The organism is Methylobacter svalbardensis, assembly GCF_037671525.1.
GTDB classification, from domain to species: domain Bacteria; phylum Pseudomonadota; class Gammaproteobacteria; order Methylococcales; family Methylomonadaceae; genus Methylobacter_A; species Methylobacter_A svalbardensis.
Map to the genome: position 1 here is coordinate 24792 of NZ_JAWPOH010000025.1, position 16325 is coordinate 41116.

The 16325-nt window shown below is 49.2% G+C and carries 18 protein-coding genes; 12 read left to right on the forward strand and 6 right to left on the reverse strand.

What is annotated here, in order from left to right; translation table 11 throughout:
• Positions 1 to 4: 4 nt before the first annotated feature.
• From rsxG to rsxA, 5 genes are all read right to left on the reverse strand, one after another.
• Positions 5 to 715 (reverse strand): electron transport complex subunit RsxG, encoded by a 711-nt coding sequence (gene rsxG / locus RW114_RS11230; protein ID WP_340122843.1) that lies wholly within the window; start codon positions 713 to 715, stop codon positions 5 to 7.
• Positions 716 to 1009: 294 nt separating this feature from the next.
• Positions 1010 to 2083 carry an RnfABCDGE type electron transport complex subunit D gene (locus RW114_RS11235; RefSeq protein WP_340122844.1) on the reverse strand — a complete coding sequence of 358 codons (1074 nt, stop codon included), beginning with the start codon at positions 2081 to 2083 and terminating at the stop codon, positions 1010 to 1012.
• A gap of 118 nt (positions 2084 to 2201) precedes the next feature.
• The gene (gene rsxC, locus RW114_RS11240) at positions 2202 to 3689 is read right to left on the reverse strand and encodes an electron transport complex subunit RsxC (RefSeq protein ID WP_340122845.1); all 1488 of its coding nucleotides are present in this window, start codon (positions 3687 to 3689) and stop codon (positions 2202 to 2204) included.
• Positions 3683 to 4255 carry an electron transport complex subunit RsxB gene (gene rsxB / locus RW114_RS11245; RefSeq protein WP_340122846.1) on the reverse strand — a complete coding sequence of 191 codons (573 nt, stop codon included), beginning with the start codon at positions 4253 to 4255 and terminating at the stop codon, positions 3683 to 3685. The genes rsxC and rsxB overlap by 7 nt, the downstream gene beginning before the upstream one ends.
• Before the next feature lie 17 nt (positions 4256 to 4272).
• Complete coding sequence (gene rsxA / locus RW114_RS11250; protein WP_340122847.1) at positions 4273 to 4854, reverse strand: electron transport complex subunit RsxA; 582 nt, start codon at positions 4852 to 4854, stop codon at positions 4273 to 4275.
• Positions 4855 to 5244: 390 nt separating this feature from the next.
• On the opposite strand from rsxA, the gene nifL reads away from it, so the two are divergent.
• The 6 genes from nifL to RW114_RS11280 all read left to right on the forward strand — a co-directional run bounded on the left by nifL (position 5245) and on the right by RW114_RS11280 (position 10512).
• Positions 5245 to 6804, forward strand: a complete 1560-nt coding sequence (gene nifL, locus RW114_RS11255) for a nitrogen fixation negative regulator NifL (protein ID WP_340122848.1) — start codon at positions 5245 to 5247, stop codon at positions 6802 to 6804.
• Positions 6804 to 8345 carry a nif-specific transcriptional activator NifA gene (gene nifA, locus RW114_RS11260; protein ID WP_340122849.1) on the forward strand — a complete coding sequence of 514 codons (1542 nt, stop codon included), beginning with the start codon at positions 6804 to 6806 and terminating at the stop codon, positions 8343 to 8345. The genes nifL and nifA overlap by 1 nt, the downstream gene beginning before the upstream one ends.
• 165 nt (positions 8346 to 8510) lie before the next feature.
• Complete coding sequence (locus RW114_RS11265) at positions 8511 to 8771, forward strand: hypothetical protein (protein WP_340122850.1); 261 nt, start codon at positions 8511 to 8513, stop codon at positions 8769 to 8771.
• A gap of 428 nt (positions 8772 to 9199) precedes the next feature.
• Positions 9200 to 9691: a macro domain-containing protein gene (locus tag RW114_RS11270; protein ID WP_340122851.1), complete on the forward strand. Its 492-nt coding sequence runs from the start codon at positions 9200 to 9202 to the stop codon at positions 9689 to 9691.
• A 258-nt stretch (positions 9692 to 9949) separates the two neighbouring features.
• Positions 9950 to 10183: a DUF433 domain-containing protein gene (locus RW114_RS11275; RefSeq protein ID WP_340122852.1), complete on the forward strand. Its 234-nt coding sequence runs from the start codon at positions 9950 to 9952 to the stop codon at positions 10181 to 10183.
• Positions 10180 to 10512 (forward strand): DUF5615 family PIN-like protein, encoded by a 333-nt coding sequence (locus RW114_RS11280; protein WP_340122853.1) that lies wholly within the window; start codon positions 10180 to 10182, stop codon positions 10510 to 10512. Before RW114_RS11275 ends, RW114_RS11280 begins: the two co-directional genes overlap by 4 nt.
• Before the next feature lie 188 nt (positions 10513 to 10700).
• On the opposite strand, the gene RW114_RS11285 is transcribed toward RW114_RS11280, so the two are convergent.
• Complete coding sequence (locus RW114_RS11285; RefSeq protein ID WP_340122854.1) at positions 10701 to 11423, reverse strand: hypothetical protein; 723 nt, start codon at positions 11421 to 11423, stop codon at positions 10701 to 10703.
• A gap of 337 nt (positions 11424 to 11760) precedes the next feature.
• On the opposite strand from RW114_RS11285, the gene nifB reads away from it, so the two are divergent.
• From nifB to RW114_RS11315, 6 genes are all read left to right on the forward strand, one after another.
• Complete coding sequence (gene nifB, locus RW114_RS11290) at positions 11761 to 13251, forward strand: nitrogenase cofactor biosynthesis protein NifB (RefSeq protein ID WP_340122855.1); 1491 nt, start codon at positions 11761 to 11763, stop codon at positions 13249 to 13251.
• 174 nt (positions 13252 to 13425) lie between these two features.
• Entirely contained in the window at positions 13426 to 13704 is a 279-nt protein-coding gene (locus tag RW114_RS11295; protein ID WP_340122856.1) for a 4Fe-4S dicluster domain-containing protein, read from the forward strand.
• A gap of 14 nt (positions 13705 to 13718) precedes the next feature.
• A complete protein-coding gene (locus RW114_RS11300; protein ID WP_340122857.1) occupies positions 13719 to 14141 on the forward strand; it encodes an ArsC/Spx/MgsR family protein in 423 nt (140 codons plus the stop codon).
• Positions 14134 to 15417 carry an FprA family A-type flavoprotein gene (locus RW114_RS11305; RefSeq protein WP_340122858.1) on the forward strand — a complete coding sequence of 428 codons (1284 nt, stop codon included), beginning with the start codon at positions 14134 to 14136 and terminating at the stop codon, positions 15415 to 15417. The genes RW114_RS11300 and RW114_RS11305 overlap by 8 nt, the downstream gene beginning before the upstream one ends.
• Positions 15418 to 15446: 29 nt before the next feature.
• Positions 15447 to 15734, forward strand: coding sequence for a 2Fe-2S iron-sulfur cluster-binding protein (locus tag RW114_RS11310; RefSeq protein WP_340122859.1), 288 nt, complete (start codon positions 15447 to 15449; stop codon positions 15732 to 15734).
• Positions 15735 to 15974: 240 nt separating this feature from the next.
• A complete protein-coding gene (locus RW114_RS11315; RefSeq protein ID WP_006892581.1) occupies positions 15975 to 16325 on the forward strand; it encodes a 2Fe-2S iron-sulfur cluster-binding protein in 351 nt (116 codons plus the stop codon).

The window sequence follows — 16325 nt, forward strand, 5'->3', positions numbered from 1 at the left end:
CTCCTCAAGGATTGATCAGTTGTTCTTGATGCGCTTTGAATAACTGCAAGCCGCGATAAATGGCCTGCACCGACTTGCGCGGGGTGATGGTCGCACCGGCAAACTGGTCGAATTCGCCGCCGTCTTTTTTAACCGCCCATTTTGCAGGAGCCAAGTTGTCCAGCGAGCGGCCGACAAAGTTCAATATCCAGTCCGACTTTGCGACTTCGATTTTATCGCCAAGGCCCGGAGTTTCTTTGTGACTCAGCACGCGCACGCCCAGAATATTGCCGTCGCGGTCTATGCCCATGATCATATTGATCGCGCCGGAATAGCCGTCGGGCGCGGTAAACTTAAAGCATACGGCGCTGACGTTGCCGGATTTTTTGGCGATATAAACCGTGGTTTCGTTCGCGCCGATATTGTATTCCGAGGATGGGATAGTCAGCGTGTCTTGCAGCATGTCGTTATCGTAAAGCGCCGCCGGTACCACTTCTTCAAGGGATTTTTTTAAATCTTCATCGAGTCGCCGCTGAATAGTGCCTTCGGTGCTGCAATTGGTCACGCCCAACAACACGCTGGCGATTAAAGCGAAGCCCGCTAAAACGCCGGTTTGAAATTCCAGTTTGGGCCTGAGCCGAGCCAGGTTCGACGGCTCCAGCCAGTTTTTCAGGAATTCCCGATAAACGGCGATTTTTTGTTTCAGGCGCTCAATGGTGGCTGGGTCAAGTTTCATTGTGTATTCCTATATTTGATCAATTCCGCGTCGCTGTACGCAGATCGTCATCCCGGCAGGGATTGCCGGGATCCAGAAGCCATGGATGGCAATATCAGATCTCGTGTAAACCAATTTTAACTATATGAAACCGCTCTTTGATCTAATTTTTACATCCCTGTGGTCTGGATACCGGCAATCCCTGCCGGTATGACGGCTTAACTTCAATAGCGAGCCGCAACGTAGCATGCACAGTTATTGCCGGAAACGCCGGTTTTCGCTAACGCTACAACCAGCGTTTCCGGCCTACGATATTTACGATTTCGGTATTTCAAGCGGCTTGCCTTTACGATCACGCCCGTAGATTCGGGGGCAAATATAATGATCGATCAGCGGCGTCGCCGAGTTCATCAGCAGCACCGCAAAACCCGCGCCCTCGGGATACGCGCCCCAGGTGCGGATAACGAAAATCAGCAGCCCGCAACCCGCACCGAAAACCAGCTGTCCTGTAGGCGTATTCGGCGACGTGACATAGTCGGTGGCAATGAAAAAGGCCACGCACATCAACGCTCCAGAGTTCAAATGCAGCAGCGGACTGACATAATGCTCGCTGTCCATGCCATGAAAAATACCGGCCAGCAGCGCCACCGTCAGCAATAAAGATACCGGAATCTGCCATTGAATGACCTTTTGGCGGATTAACCATACGCCACCCAAACCCAGCAACAGCGTGGAGGTTTCGCCCAAACTGCCCCGGCTCCAACCGATAAAGCCAAGAAAACCGGAGTAATCTTTAAGAATGTCGCTCAGTAAACGGTTTTGGGAAAACTCGGTTTTGACAAAACCCAGCGTGGTCGCACCGGTGCTTGCGTCGATATTGTCCAAACCTGAAAAAGTGATGTGCCAGCTTTCGGCCAGACCCGGCGAATGCGAAAAAAACAACGGCGACACATTCGCCCAGGTCGTCATTTCGATAGGAAAGGAAATCAGCAACGCGACCCGCGCCAGCATGGCCGGATTGAACAGGTTCTGCCCCAGGCCGCCGTAAACCTGTTTGCCTAGAATAATCGCCAGCCCGGAACCGACCACGCCTATCCACCACGGCGCCCAAGGCGGCAGCGTCATGGCCAGCAGCCAGCCGGTCAAAACGGCCGAACCATCCATAATGACCGGTTTGGCCACCCTGCCCCTAAGGCGCTGACATAAGGCTTCAAACACAACCGCCGATAACACGGTGATAATAAACAGGTTGAATGCAGGCCAACCGAAACAAAACAGCCCGAACGCCGTCGCCGGTGATAGCGCCAGCATGACCTGCCACATAATCTGACTGACGCTGGTGTTGGCGCCCACATGGGCGCCGCTGCTGGGTTTTAAATGTACCATCATACCAATGCCTCTTGCTCGACTTTTGTGGGGGCGACTTTAGTCGCCGAGTTGCAGCACCATGGGCGACTGAAGTCGCCCCCACAATTGCCGTTTATGTCCTTGTTGATAGCGATGGGACTCATACCAATGCCTCTTGCTCGGCTTTCAACCGTTCCCGCTCCGCCTTAGCGGCAATTCGCACCAACTCGTCTTCGCGTTGCTGCTGGGCTACACGTTCCATGCGGGCATTGCGCGCATCGATCAGGCGCTTGGTTTGCTCTGATTTATGCTGAGCCTGCTGCCGGGCCATGACTTCGCCCGAGGCATATTTAAAAAACTGTACCAGCGGAATATTGGACGGACAGATATAAGAGCAGCAACCGCAACTGATACAGTCTTTCAAGCCCAAATCCACCGCCGCATCCAGCTGGTTAATGCGGATGTTGTTGGCCATATCCAAAGGCCTGAGTCCCGCCGGGCAAACGCTGACGCAACTGGCGCAACGGATGCAGGGTTGCTCATCGGTGTTTTTAAGTTCGCTTAATGTTAAGGCCAGAATGCCGCTGGTGGCTTTAACGGTAGGCAATCCGACATGCGGCAAAGAATCGCCCATCATCGGCCCGCCCATGATGATGCGCGCGGTTTGATCCTGATTCACTTCACAAAAATCGAACAATTCGGAGATTAAAGTACCGAAAGGCACTTCTACATTCATCGGACGTAAGACCGCACCGCCGGCTACCGTGATAACTCGGCTAAGCAAAGGTTGCCCATGCCGGATCGCTTTATGGACGGCATAAGCGGTACCGACATTATGAATGGTCACCCCGATTTCCGATGACCGGCAGCCGACCGGGACTTCCTTTCCGGTCACATAACGGATCAACTGCCGGTCCCAACCCATCGGGTAACGGGTAGGAATCTGGATGACTTTAATCAGCGGATAAAGTTCTGCGGCGGCCAGCATCGCACGAAAGGCAAGCGGCTTGTTGTCTTCTATCGCCACCACCGCATGCTCCGTCTCCATGCCGTGCAGCATCAAGCGCACACCGTCGATGATTTGCCCGGCACGCTCCTGCATCAGCCGGTCATCGCAGCATAAATAAGGCTCACACTCCGAGCCGTTTATAATCAGCGTGTCGACATGGTTTTCGCGGCCCATATTCAGTTTGACCGCAGTCGGGAAAGTTGCGCCGCCCAAGCCGACGATGCCTGCCGCACCGACACGTAAACTAATATCTTCAGAAGTTAGCTGGAAGGGGTCGAGGGCAGCCTGTGTCGCCAGCCATTCGTCTTTGCCGTCGGTTTCCAGTACGATCATGCGAATCGGTAACGCGGACGGGTGTGGCGCCGGATAATCGTTAACATCAAGGATGATGCCCGAGCTGGGCGCATGCACCGGTGCGGAAATCAGGCCCTGACTGTAAGCCAGCAACTGCCCTTTCAGCACTTTTTCACCCACTTTAATTACCGGCTCTGCGGGTTTGCCGACGTGTTGTTGCAGCGGAATATACAGCTTTTTCGGCAACGGAAAATTGTTTGCTATCGGCAGTGCAGCCGTCGCGGTTTTATGCTCATCTGCATGGACGCCGCCACGAAAACGCGGTTTTTTTAAAAAACTTAACATGCAGCATTACTCCCTGTTCCCATAGGCTGCACGGGGACATTCAAAGGCTTGGCCCACCGCCAGTTACGCAAGGTCACCTCAATCGGGTGCATTTGCAGACATTCGGTCGGACAGACGTCGACGCATTTCTTGCAGGCTATACAGGCGTCGGCAACGACCGCGTGAATTTGTTTGGGCGCACCGACAATCGCGTCGGTAGGACAGACTTTAAAACAACGGGTACAGCCGGTGCAGGTGGCTTCGCTGACTCTGGCGACCAGTAATTCGGGTTCTTTTACGTCGCTTAAATCCAGATCCAGGCCCAATAAAGCGGCGATTTGTTCAGCCAGCGCGCTGCCGCCCGGAGGGCACATTGTTGCAGGCGCATTACCCTCGGCCAAGGCTTCGGCAGCCGGTCTGCAACCCGGAAAGCCGCATTGACCGCATTGCGAACCGGGCAGCAAGGATTCCAGTTCATCGACAATCGGGCTGCTTTCAACTTTTAAATACCGGGCGGCAATACCCAGCAGCAAGCCCAGAAACAGCCCTAACAAGGTTAAACTTACAATGGCGGATAAAACATACATGGTTTATTTCCTGTAAATCATTTGCTGTAAAGTCCTGCAAAACCCATAAATGCCAGCGATAAAATACCGGCGGTAATAAACGCAATCGGCGTCCCGGCAAATAATGCAGGGACCGCCATTAACGCCAGGCGCTCGCGTAAACCGGCAAACAGCACCATCACCAGGGTAAAACCGAGCGCAGAACCAAAACCGAAAATCATGCTTTGCATAAAGCCGTATTGCTCCTGCACATTGAGTAACGCCACGCCCAAGACCGCGCAATTGGTGGTAATCAGCGGCAGGAAAATACCCAGTATCTGATACAGCACCGGGCTGGTTTTATGCACGACCATTTCGGTGAACTGCACCACGGCGGCAATCACCAGGATAAAAGCGAGTATGCGCAAAAACTGGATATTAAAAGGCGCTAAAATAAAGTGTTCCAGCATCCAGCTGGTCATCGCGGCCAAGGTCAGCACGAAAGTTGTCGCCAAACCCATGCTCAATGCCGAATCCAGTTTTTTCGAGACCCCCATAAACGGACACAGCCCGAGGAATTTAACCAGAACCACGTTGTTGACCAGAGCCGTGCCCAATAAAAGTAGAAGATATTCACTCACTGTTTTTCCAGGCTGTTTTAAGGGCTATTCTGTTTATCAGACTCAAAGCATCAATTATGCCAATTCGATGAATGTGCGGACCCAGCAAGTTTGTCGCCCGAGCGCTCTGCACAAAACCTCCCAAATCAGTGCATGAAAACTGTTACAAGTAATACATACCGACATCGATAAAAATATTTTGTCGCAAACCTTACAATATTTTATGATTCATGAAACCGCTTAGTTCGTAGCCTTGCATTACAAACAAGGTTGAGTCATGACAGATTGGGTTATCAACAAGACATTCGTATTAATGTTGGCGTTATATTTGCTAGGTAATTATAAAGCGCTCTCACACCCGGTTAACATATGAAAAAGACTTCATTGCGATTTTTACAGACACATACCAACATGGCGAAGAACGTCTTCGGCGAACTTGCACCTGATTTATTGGGTGACAAGATGCCTTACAGCCTGTTTGTTGAAGCGGTTGAACAGGTGCCGATAGCCATTTCCATTACCGATAAAAAAGCCAGAATTCTTTATGTTAATGAAGAGTTTTGCCGAGTCACCGGCTACCGGCCTGAAGATATTCTGGGTGAAAACGAATCGTTATTATCCGACAAACACACGCCTAAAGAGGTGTATCACGATTTATGGCGCACCATCAGTACTAAGAAAATATGGCGAGGAACCTTATGCAACCGGCATAAATCCGGCAAGCGTTATCTCTCCGATTTGACCATTGCTCCGATGTTGAATGAAACCGGGGCGATCACTCATTACATCGGCATGCACCGGGATATTACCCAAGCGTACGAATCCGAAAAAAAGGTCATCAACCAGAAATTATTGATCGAGTCGGTCATTAATTCATCGCCCATCGCGATGGTTGTACTTGATGATCAGGACAGGGTTATCCTGGATAACCATAACTACAAAGCGCTGGTCAGCGATCTTGATAAAGGCGAGCCTGCAACTTATTTTTTACGCTTGCTGCGTGAGGAAATGGGCGATTTATGGTCGCAGCTGCAAAGCAGGGAACAGGGCTTTAATAACCGCGAGTTTAAAGTAGAAAGCAAGGGCAGCCAGAGAACCCGTTGGTTTTCTTGCGCCGGGAACTGGTTTGTCGAAAATGAGGTGAATGCCGACGCCTTTTTTGAGCATGCATCAAAACAGTACCTGATACTGACCTTAACCGACATCACCCGGCAACGCAGGCAGATGGAAGAGTTACATATTCAGACCTTAAAAACCATCATGGCTGAGGACGAACGGGTGCGCGGCATCAGGGAAACATTGCTGGGTGCGATGCACCAAATTCAAATGCCGATGAACCAAATTAGGGCGGCCGAGCAAATTTTAAAACACAAGCGGGATGATCAACACGCCGGCCTGTTACAGATATTGCAGCAGATTCAGCAGTCCGGGGAAGAAGCGGTTGCGACCATGCAAAAATGTATTCCCGAGATTCTGCAAACAGCCGTTATTCCGGTTAACATCAATCAGATTCTGCATGAAGTCTTGTTACTCAATAACCAACGGATCTGCAGTAACGATATAGAGGTGCATTGGCAACCCCTGTCAAAATTGCCGACCGTGCTGGGTTCTGAAAACCGCCTGCGCATCTTATTCAAGCAATTAATAGACAATGCGATTGAAGCCATCTGCGAGTCGGATGGCCCGGAACAGCGGCTCAAGATCACTACCGATACCGATGCCGATCTGATTTATGTCTGTATTGAAGACAGCGGTTCCGGTATTCCGGTTGAAAAACGCGCCAAAGTATTTGAACCTTTTTATACCACGCGCGCCATGGGCGGAAACCAAGCTGGTATGGGACTGGTGATGGCAAAGGAGATTGTGAACCAGCATCAGGGCTTTATCGAAATAGACCCCGATTACGATCAAGGCTGCCGGTTCAAAATCAGTTTCCCTCAGCACAAGCAGACGTTTAAGGGGATGGAGTAATGGCTGAACGACTACAACTGATCGAAGCCGAACTGGATACCTTGTATATTATCAGTCAGGTATTGAACAGCACCCACGATTTGCACGCCAAATTACAGGCGGTTTTGGAGATACTGCACAAACGGTCGGGCATGCGCTCCGGCATGATAACGCTGCGGGAAATCGAAAGTAACAGCATGATTGTCAGCGTCGTCCACACCAACGGCGCAGGTAAATTTACCGAGCCGGTCAGATACAATTCCGGCGAAGGCTTGATGGGCGCCATACTTGACGAAGGCAGCACCATTGTCATTGAAAAAGTGTCCGAAGAGCCGCGTTTTTTAGGCCGTCTGGGTTTGTACGATCCCGAACTGCCGTTTATCGGCTCGCCCATCTATATAGAAGAAGGCGACACCATCGGCGTTCTGGCCGCCCAGCCGGATAACAGCCAGTTTCTGGGCGAGCGCGCCCGGTTTATGGAGATGATCGCCAACCTGATCGCCCAAAGCGTCAAAATGCTGCGGGTCATCGAACGCAAACAGCGCCATCTGCTCAGCGAACGGGACCAGCTCAAACAGGCATTGATCAAGAACTACAGCTTTGAAAACATCATCGGACATTCGCCGCCGATGTTAAAAGTGTTCGATTTGATTCGCCAGGTTGCAAAATGGAATACCACCGTATTAATCCGGGGCGAATCGGGCACCGGTAAAGAAGTGGTCGCCAATGCGATTCACTTTAACTCGGGCTGCGCCGGCGGGCCGTTTTTAAAACTCAATTGCGCGGCCCTGCCCGACACCTTGTTGGAGTCTGAATTATTCGGTCACGAAAAAGGCGCGTTTAGCGGCGCGGTCAACCAACGTAAAGGCCGTTTTGAATTAGCCGATAACGGCACCCTGTTTCTCGATGAAATCGGCGAAATTTCCGCCTCGTTCCAGGCCAAACTGCTGCGCGTATTGCAGGAAGGCGAATTCGAACGGGTCGGTGGCACCCAAACCATCAAGGTTAATGTGCGGATCATTGCAGCAACCAATCGCGACCTTGAAGAAGAAGTGACCAAAGGCGAGTTCAGGGAAGATTTGTATTACCGCCTTAATGTCATGCCGGTCTTCATGCCTGCCTTACGCGACAGGACCGAGGACATTCCGGAGTTATCCGAATTCCTGCTCGGCAGGATTTCGCAGCAGCAAGGCGGACGGCCGCTGGAAATCAAGGAAAGCGCGATACGCATATTGATGAAGCACAGCTGGCCGGGCAATGTCCGCGAACTGGCAAACCGGCTGGAGCGCGCCGCGATCATGAGCCCGAACGGCATCATCGATCGCGACGTGATGGTCAGCACCGGCCTTGAAGACGAAATCGGCACGGCTATCAATCATAAACCGCAAAAGGCACCCGCGATTGATTTTAATGATGAAAACATGGACGACCGGGAACGGGTAATCGCCGCGTTGGAGCAAAGCGGCTGGGTACAAGCCAAAGCCGCCCGCCTGCTGAATATGACGCCGAGGCAAATCGCTTACCGGATTTTGACCTTGGATATTACGATGAAGCAGATTTGATTAAGGCCATTCCCAAGAAAAAAACATAGTCCACGAAAGACACGAAAAGCACGAAAAGCACGAAAAACCTTTTAACAAGATTTTCCCGACTGCTTTTTTCGTGGCTTTCGTGATTTTCGTGGACAATTCTTTCGGTGGATATTCCCCAAAGCATTTGGAGCAACAATGACTATTTTATATGTACAACACGATTATGCCGTGTTCGGCTTTGGTGAAATCCGGACAGACGCCATCGCGATGGCAGCCGAATGGCTAAAAGATGAGACCGGCAAACAAGGCTGTTCGGTTGATTATGCAGAAAGCTTATTGGTAACCTCACCCAAACCCGGACAAATGACGCTATATGAAACCGATGAACACATCCCCGGCGATGCGGAAAACTGGGGCGGTGAAGAGCTGTTGGATTGGTATCATGATGTAGCTTGAGGCTGGGTTGTTGTAGCGCCAGAGCCGGCTTGTAACCTGCTCCATTATTCTTGTTGCACGATTTTCTAATGCAATTAAAGTGTTGTAGGGAGAACGCTTTTTTGCTCACCCTATTGATATGTTCATACTTTTAATAGCGTAAACGGTGGGCAAAAAACCTGCCCATCCTACCCGCCTCAAGCGATGCACTTCGTTCCTCAGTATCTCCTGAAAAAATTATTGTTGAATCAAAATAAAATGTGTGGAAAATAATTTATATTTCACGTCTAATTATCTTTCCAACCCGATTTGCTTGTTAATAATTCTATGAGGGCAAAAATCAGGAAAGATTTTAAAAACCCCAAAAAAGGCTAACCTATATCTATTGAGCCTTAAGACAAAACCAGCTTGCCTGCATGATCTGAATAAAACGGACTAATGAGGATATTATGATATACAAAGTTGAAGGTGACATTCTATTGAGCAACGCACAAGCGATTGCACACGGGATAGGGCTAAACGATCCAATGGATAAAGGTTTGGCACTGGAGTTACACAACAAATATCCCGTCATGCACAAGGATTTTCATCGCTGGTGCCATCAACATAATACCAAGCCGGGTGAAGCCTGGATGTGGGACGGACCGAATAATGTCCGCATTGTGAATATGATCACTCAGGAAGGTATGGATGGCCACGATCATCGCCATGGCAAAGCGACCCTGAACAATGTCAGGCACGCATTAAGTGCATTAGTGAAAATTATAACCGCCGAAAAACTGACTTCAATCGCCTTGCCGCGGCTAGCAACCGGTGTAGGTGATTTAGACTGGGATGATGTGTACCCGTTAATTGAAAATAGTCTGGGTGGCCTTGCTATTCCGGTTTACGTGTACGCTATTTATCATCCTGGCCAACCGGCTGATGAGCCTGGCGTTTAAATAACCGTACCATCCGAGCGCCCCAATATTGTAGATGTTAGTGGAGTCATTCCTGTTGATTTCCACTCATTTTCCTCGATTTATTACCGAGCATCTCTAAACAAGCATTAGCCTGCGTAGTATGTGCCGACTTCTCCATGCTACAGATTACGTCTTACCGTATTGGTATTCTGATGTGGCTTGAGGTTGGTTGTTATCCCATTTATTAATCAACGGGATATAATGTAATTCAATCGAACCCCAAGTAAGTATAAAGCCATGAGCATTGATTATCACAACATGATTACCATTGAACCCGGCAAACGCAGCGGCAAGCCGTGCATTAGAGGTTTACGCATTACCGTTTATGATGTGCTTTCCTGGCTGGCTGATGGCATGAGCCGTACTGAAATTGTCGAAGACTTTCCGGAATTAACGGATGACGATATTACCGCCTGCCTGCAATTTGCCGCCGATAGGGAGCGGCAATCTGTAATCATCAAAGCCTCATGAAGCTATTGCTTGATGAAAACCTGTCGCGGCGAATCGTGCCATTCATCCAAGACAGCTACCCCGGTTCAACACAGGTAGCTTTGATCGGTCTGGAGCGTGTCAATGATAGTATCATTCGCCAGTATGCCATTGATAACGACTACATCATCGCTACCCAGGATGCCGATTTTTACGAAATGGGCCTGATTCATGGACAACCTCCCAAGATTGTCTGGCTCAAGATGGGCAATCATTCCAAAACGACGACTATCAAAACCTTGCTAGACAACAAGCAAGCCATTGAACAAGCGTTAATTATCGACAATAAAGCCTGTATTGAGATTGTATAGTCTTGTAGGTTGGGTAACAGTTTTTCGTTGCCCAACGTTCCGGTGATGATACGGGGTGAGCAAACCCGAAATCCATCTTCATATTGAAGCTTCGAAATGTTGGGCATAAAAAGCATGCCCAACCTACAGCTTCTCCATGCGGCGCAATACGCTACGCTATTGCGCCCTACATATTACGTCTTACCGTGTTACTTTGCTGTTTTCAGGAGAAAAGACCTTTGGATTGTGCCGATCAAATTCCAAAATGGAAAACTCAGTCTTCCATCAAAACGAACATGGGGGACTTTAGGAACGACCTTGATGTAGCCTAATTCATCAAGGATTTGGAGTGCATCTTTCACCGTTTTGAAAACTGCTACAACCTCTCTTCGGCCAACAAAACTCGGTACAACAATTAGATTTAATTTCTTAGAGCGTGGAAAAGACGACAAAGGTAATGTTTCGTTAACAATATTTTTAAAATTGGAATTAGTTTGCCATTTAGAGTCTATGTTAAAGTTTGAATAGAGTACTCTACCTTCAATCCAAATCTGCGTATAAGTCCAGATATGGTTATGAACTATCGCATCACGCAGAAAATATATCTCTGACAATCTTTCAATAATCGGCGACAGTTTAGGCTCACCTAGTGATTCTATCCAACGGATAACATTATTATCATTTCTTGTTAGCTCTCTTGTTAGTTGGTCTTCGTTAAAAATATAGCGCGCCCTAGACATCCAGGCCTCAAATGCAAGTACCAACAGAACGACTAAGCTAATCGCATAGTCCACTTCGTTATTACGTGGAGGTTCATCGGGAAAATCGGGCAATGGAACTGCCAATAGACAATCGACCAGATTGGCAATCGGCTGTTTATAATTCGAACCCAGACACGAAATAAACTTCTCGCCGCGCTTTTTCGTTTTCATATTGAACACCTGCAAACTGGGAAAAATATTTTCCAAACCATAGATAACAAGGTAGGGTTACTAACGCCTAACCTACATACTGCGCTCACACCATACCGCATTATTTGTCATAAACACAAAAGTATCAGATTACAAGTATTTTTCATCACCAAAATCATTGTCCCATTAATTACAAAACCTAAAAATATGACTGTTGTGTTTGCAACAATCCCGCTCATTCACCAAAACAATAACCCTATAAATCAGCATCATCAAATAAAAAACTGCCGTTGGCATGGCCTGTGCTTTTGCTTTTGCTTTAGTAAGCAAGTAAACGCAACTTACGAGGTCAGATACTATGGAATTACCAGTCTTAAACGATGCCCCTGCGGCTAAAGGCGGCTGCGAAGCCAGTTCATGCGGTACAACCGACAATCAAATGGATTCATTGCCTGATTCGATACGGGAGAAGGTACAGAATCATCCGTGTTATTCGGAAGATGCCCATCATTATTTTGCCAGAATGCATGTTGCTGTTGCTCCGGCTTGCAATATCCAGTGCCATTACTGTAATCGAAAATATGATTGCAGTAATGAATCGCGTCCCGGCGTCGTTTCTGAGGTGCTTACGCCGGATCAAGCGGTTAAAAAAACCATGGCGGTGGCGGCTACTATTCCGCAAATGACCGTTCTAGGGATCGCTGGTCCCGGCGATCCCTTAGCCAATCCTGAGCGTACGTTCGAAACCTTCCGCCGTTTAAGCGAAGAAGCGCCGGACATCAAATTATGCGTATCAACGAATGGTCTGGCGCTGCCCGATTCGGTAGAGGAATTGTCCAAGCACAATATCGATCATGTCACTATCACCATTAATTGTGTTGACCCGGAAATCGGCGCGAAGATTTATCCGTGGATTTTCTGGAACAATAAACGCATTACCGGCGTAAAGGGGGCGAAAATTCTGATTGCTCAACAGCAAAAAGGCTTGGAAACGCTGATTGCTAAAGGCATTCTGGTGAAGGTCAACTCGGTGATGATTCCCGGTGTAAACGATCAGCATTTGGCGGAAGTCAGTCGAGTTGTAAAATCCAAAGGCGCGTTCCTGCACAACGTAATGCCGCTAATTTCTGAACCTGAGCACGGCACTTTCTATGGGGTGATGGGGCAACGCGGTCCGACTGCCGATGAATTACAAGACCTGCAAGACAGCTGTTCCGGCGATATGAACATGATGCGGCATTGTCGCCAATGCCGCGCCGATGCGGTGGGTTTGTTGGGTGAAGATCGAGGTGACGAGTTTACGCTGGATAAGATTGAAGAGATGGACATCGACTATCAGGCGGCGATGGAAAAACGCAAGGTAATTCATGTCGCCATACAGGCTGAGATGGACAGTAAACGTTTGGAAAAAGCCCAAAAGGCACAGCAACTTAAAGAAGAACCCAAGCTTAACTTTCGCCCGGTATTGATGGCCGTAGCCACCAGTGGACAAGGCGTGATTAACATGCATTTTGGTCATGCCAAAGAATTCCTGATTTATGAAGCATCGCCGGACGGTGTGCGCTTTATCAGTCATCGCAAAGCCGATCAATATTGCGGCGGCGACAGCACTTGCGGCGACGGCGAAAGCACTCTGCAACTGACCATCCGCGCTTTGGCAGGATGCGAAGCGGTGCTGTGTTCGAAAGTCGGCTATGAACCCTGGGAGCAGCTGGAAGCGGCCGGAATCGCGCCGAACGGCGAACATGCAATGGAACCCATCGAAGAAGCGGTGCTGGCTGTTTACAAGGAGATGGCGGCAGCGGGTAAGCTGGATGATGCCAAAGACTCGGTCAGGGCCAGTGCGTAAGTTAACGTCACAAAGCTGGCCGAAACGTTTGAGATTGGTTAAATAGCCCAGACATCGCAGAAACATGAGGGACGGGGTTGCAAACCCCGTCCCGCCCTGGGCGCTTTCGAAACTGAAGTTCCCAAGCTGGAGCTTGGGAACCAGAAAATGCCCCACTATTTTCAGGAGCCTGTCATGGCAGTAAAAATTATTGAATCCTGCGTAAATTGCTACGCTTGCGAACCGGTCTGTCCAAGTAAAGCCATTTACGAGGCTAAACCGCATTTTTTGGTTAACAGTAAAAAATGTACCGAATGCGAGGGCGACTTCCCTGTTTATCAATGCGCCAGTATTTGCCCTATTGAAGGTGCGATATTGAATTCATTGGGCGAGCCAATTAACTTACCAGGCTCTTTAACGGGTATTCCGCCGGAAAGAATGGCTGAAGCAATGGCCGAAATGCAAGGCCACTGATTGAGGATCTCCTGATGGCTACTGTCACTTTCTACGAAAAACCCGGTTGTATTAACAATACCCGGCAAAAGAAACTGTTAGTCGCAGCAGGTCATCAGGTTGTGGCGTTGAATTTATTGACTGAAGCCTGGCAGCCTGACCGCTTACGCCCGTTCTTCGGTAAATTGTCGGTACGGAATTGGTTCAATTACAGCGCCCCGGCAATCAAACAGGGCAAAATTGAACCTGAGAACCTGACAGAGCAAGAAGCGTTAGCGCTGATGGTGAAAAATCCGTTGTTAATTCGTCGACCCTTGATGCAAGTCGGCGATAGATCAATGGCGGGATTCGATCAGTACGCGGTCGATAACTGGATCGGCTTAAAAGAAACCAAGAGCTATCAGGATATGGAAAGCTGCCCTCGCCCGCTTGCACAAGCAAGCTGCGGTCATGAGTAAGCCGCCGGTCTTAACCCTTGATGGCGTACCGCAGGCAGTCACGCTCTCCGAACGCATTCACTGGATAGGTGCGCTCGATCCCTCGCTGCGCACCTTCGACATTATTTTAAAAACCGCCAACGGCACCAGCTACAACGCTTATGTCGTCAGGGGCAGTGAGGGCGTTGCCATTATCGATACCGTCAAAGAGAATTTTGCCGATGATTTTTTTGCCCGTTTAGAGTCGGTAGCCCGTTATGACGAAATCAAAGTCATCGTCCTGAATCATCTGGAGCCCGACCATACCGGCGCATTGCCCGAACTGATGCGCCGCGCGCCTCAAGCTCAACTTTACATTTCCCAGAAAGCGCAATCCATGCTCAAAGCCTTGCTAAAACAGGATGCGTTCGATTTTACGCCGGTAATGTCCGGTGACGCCGTATCGCTGGGCGATCGCACCTTAACGTTTTTTCACACCCCTTATTTGCATTGGCCGGATACGCAATGCACTTATTTGGTTGAAGAAAAAACCCTGTTTTCAGGCGATGTATTCGGCTGCCATTTTTGCGATACGCGGCTGTTTAACGATGAAGTCGGCGATTTCCGCTTTTCGTTTGAATATTACTATGCCCACATCATGCGGCCGTTTAAAGAATATGTAAATCGGGCGCTGGTCCTGATTGAACCTTTGCTGCCGCTGAATAAAATTCTGCCTGCGCATGGTCCGCTGTTACGCGATCAACCGCAACGTTACGTGCAGCGCTATCGTGAATTATCAACAGCGGCATTGCAAAGCGAAATCAGCGCGGGCGAAAAAACCCTGTTGATCTTTTATATCAGTTCCTACGGCAACACGCGGCGCATGGCCGAAGCCATTTATGAAGGCGCCATGGCTGTGGAGCATGTGCGCGTCTCTTTATACGACCTGGAAGGCAGCGAAATAGCGCCGTTTGTCGATTTAATAGAGAGTGCGGACGGCATCCTGTTCGGTACGCCGACGATCAACGGCGATGCGGTTAAACCGGTGTGGGATTTATTATCCTCGCTGGCTGTCATCAATCTCAAGTCAAAGCTGGGCGGCGTGTTCGGCTCGTACGGCTGGACCGGGGAAGGCGTGAAAATGGTTGAAGATCGCTTGCGCGGTCTCAAATTGCGTGTGCCCATTCCGGGAATACGCATCAAGTTAATTCCGACGGATGAAGAAATCGAACTCTGTCGTGAATTCGGGCATGAAATGGCACAGGATCTGATGGGTTTAAGACAGCCCAAAGTGATCGATATGGCCGATCTTGCTTAATGTTTTTTTAACACATCAGGAGAGTAGCAATGGCGAAAGCGTCAATTACCTTTGAAGATATTAATATCACAGTTACGGCGCCTGCGGGCACCCGGGTGATCGAGATTTCCGAAAAGGTCGGCTCAGGTATTACTTACGGCTGCCGTGAAGGCGATTGTGGTACCTGTATTATGAAAGTAACCGAAGGCTGGAACAATCTGGCCGAGCCGTCTGTACTTGAAGATAAAGTCCTGCGCGAAAACATGGCCGGTAAGCATAATCGGCTGGCTTGTCAGGCGCAGGTATTGGGCGGAACGATTAAGGTCAGGCCGGTTTAATAACACGTATTTCTCGTTTCCACGCTTTTGCGTAATGCCATTACGTAGGAGCGGGCCGCGCCTGCGACATTCCTGCAACGAACTGCTGGATGATCATGCGTTGATCGCGGGCATGGCCCGTTCCTACAAAACTTAACGTAGATGGTGACGCTTTTGCGTGGAAATGCAGATAAAAATAAACGTCGATGAATTCCCACGCGGAAGCATGCGACAGCACATCACACTCATAAGGAGTAAATCATGGCTTTAGTTACTTTTTCAAATCCCGAATACCGGGATAAAACCGTCTATGCCGTAGCAGGCAGTCATACGGAAACACTGCTGAAATTGGCGCGGGAAAACAAAATTCCGATCAATTATGAATGCGAGGATGGCGAATGCGGCACCTGCCTGGTAAAAGTCAGCAGTGTCGATCAAAAGCATCAGCGTATGGGCGGCCCTTTAACCGAAAAAGAGAAAGAAGTGCTGCGCGTTAGCGGAAAAATCAGCAAAGAAGAAATGGAGCAGATGATTGTCGACGATATACCGTCACCCTGGCGCTTGGCTTGCCAGATGATAGTCAGGGATGAAGATATTCTGGTCGAATATTAA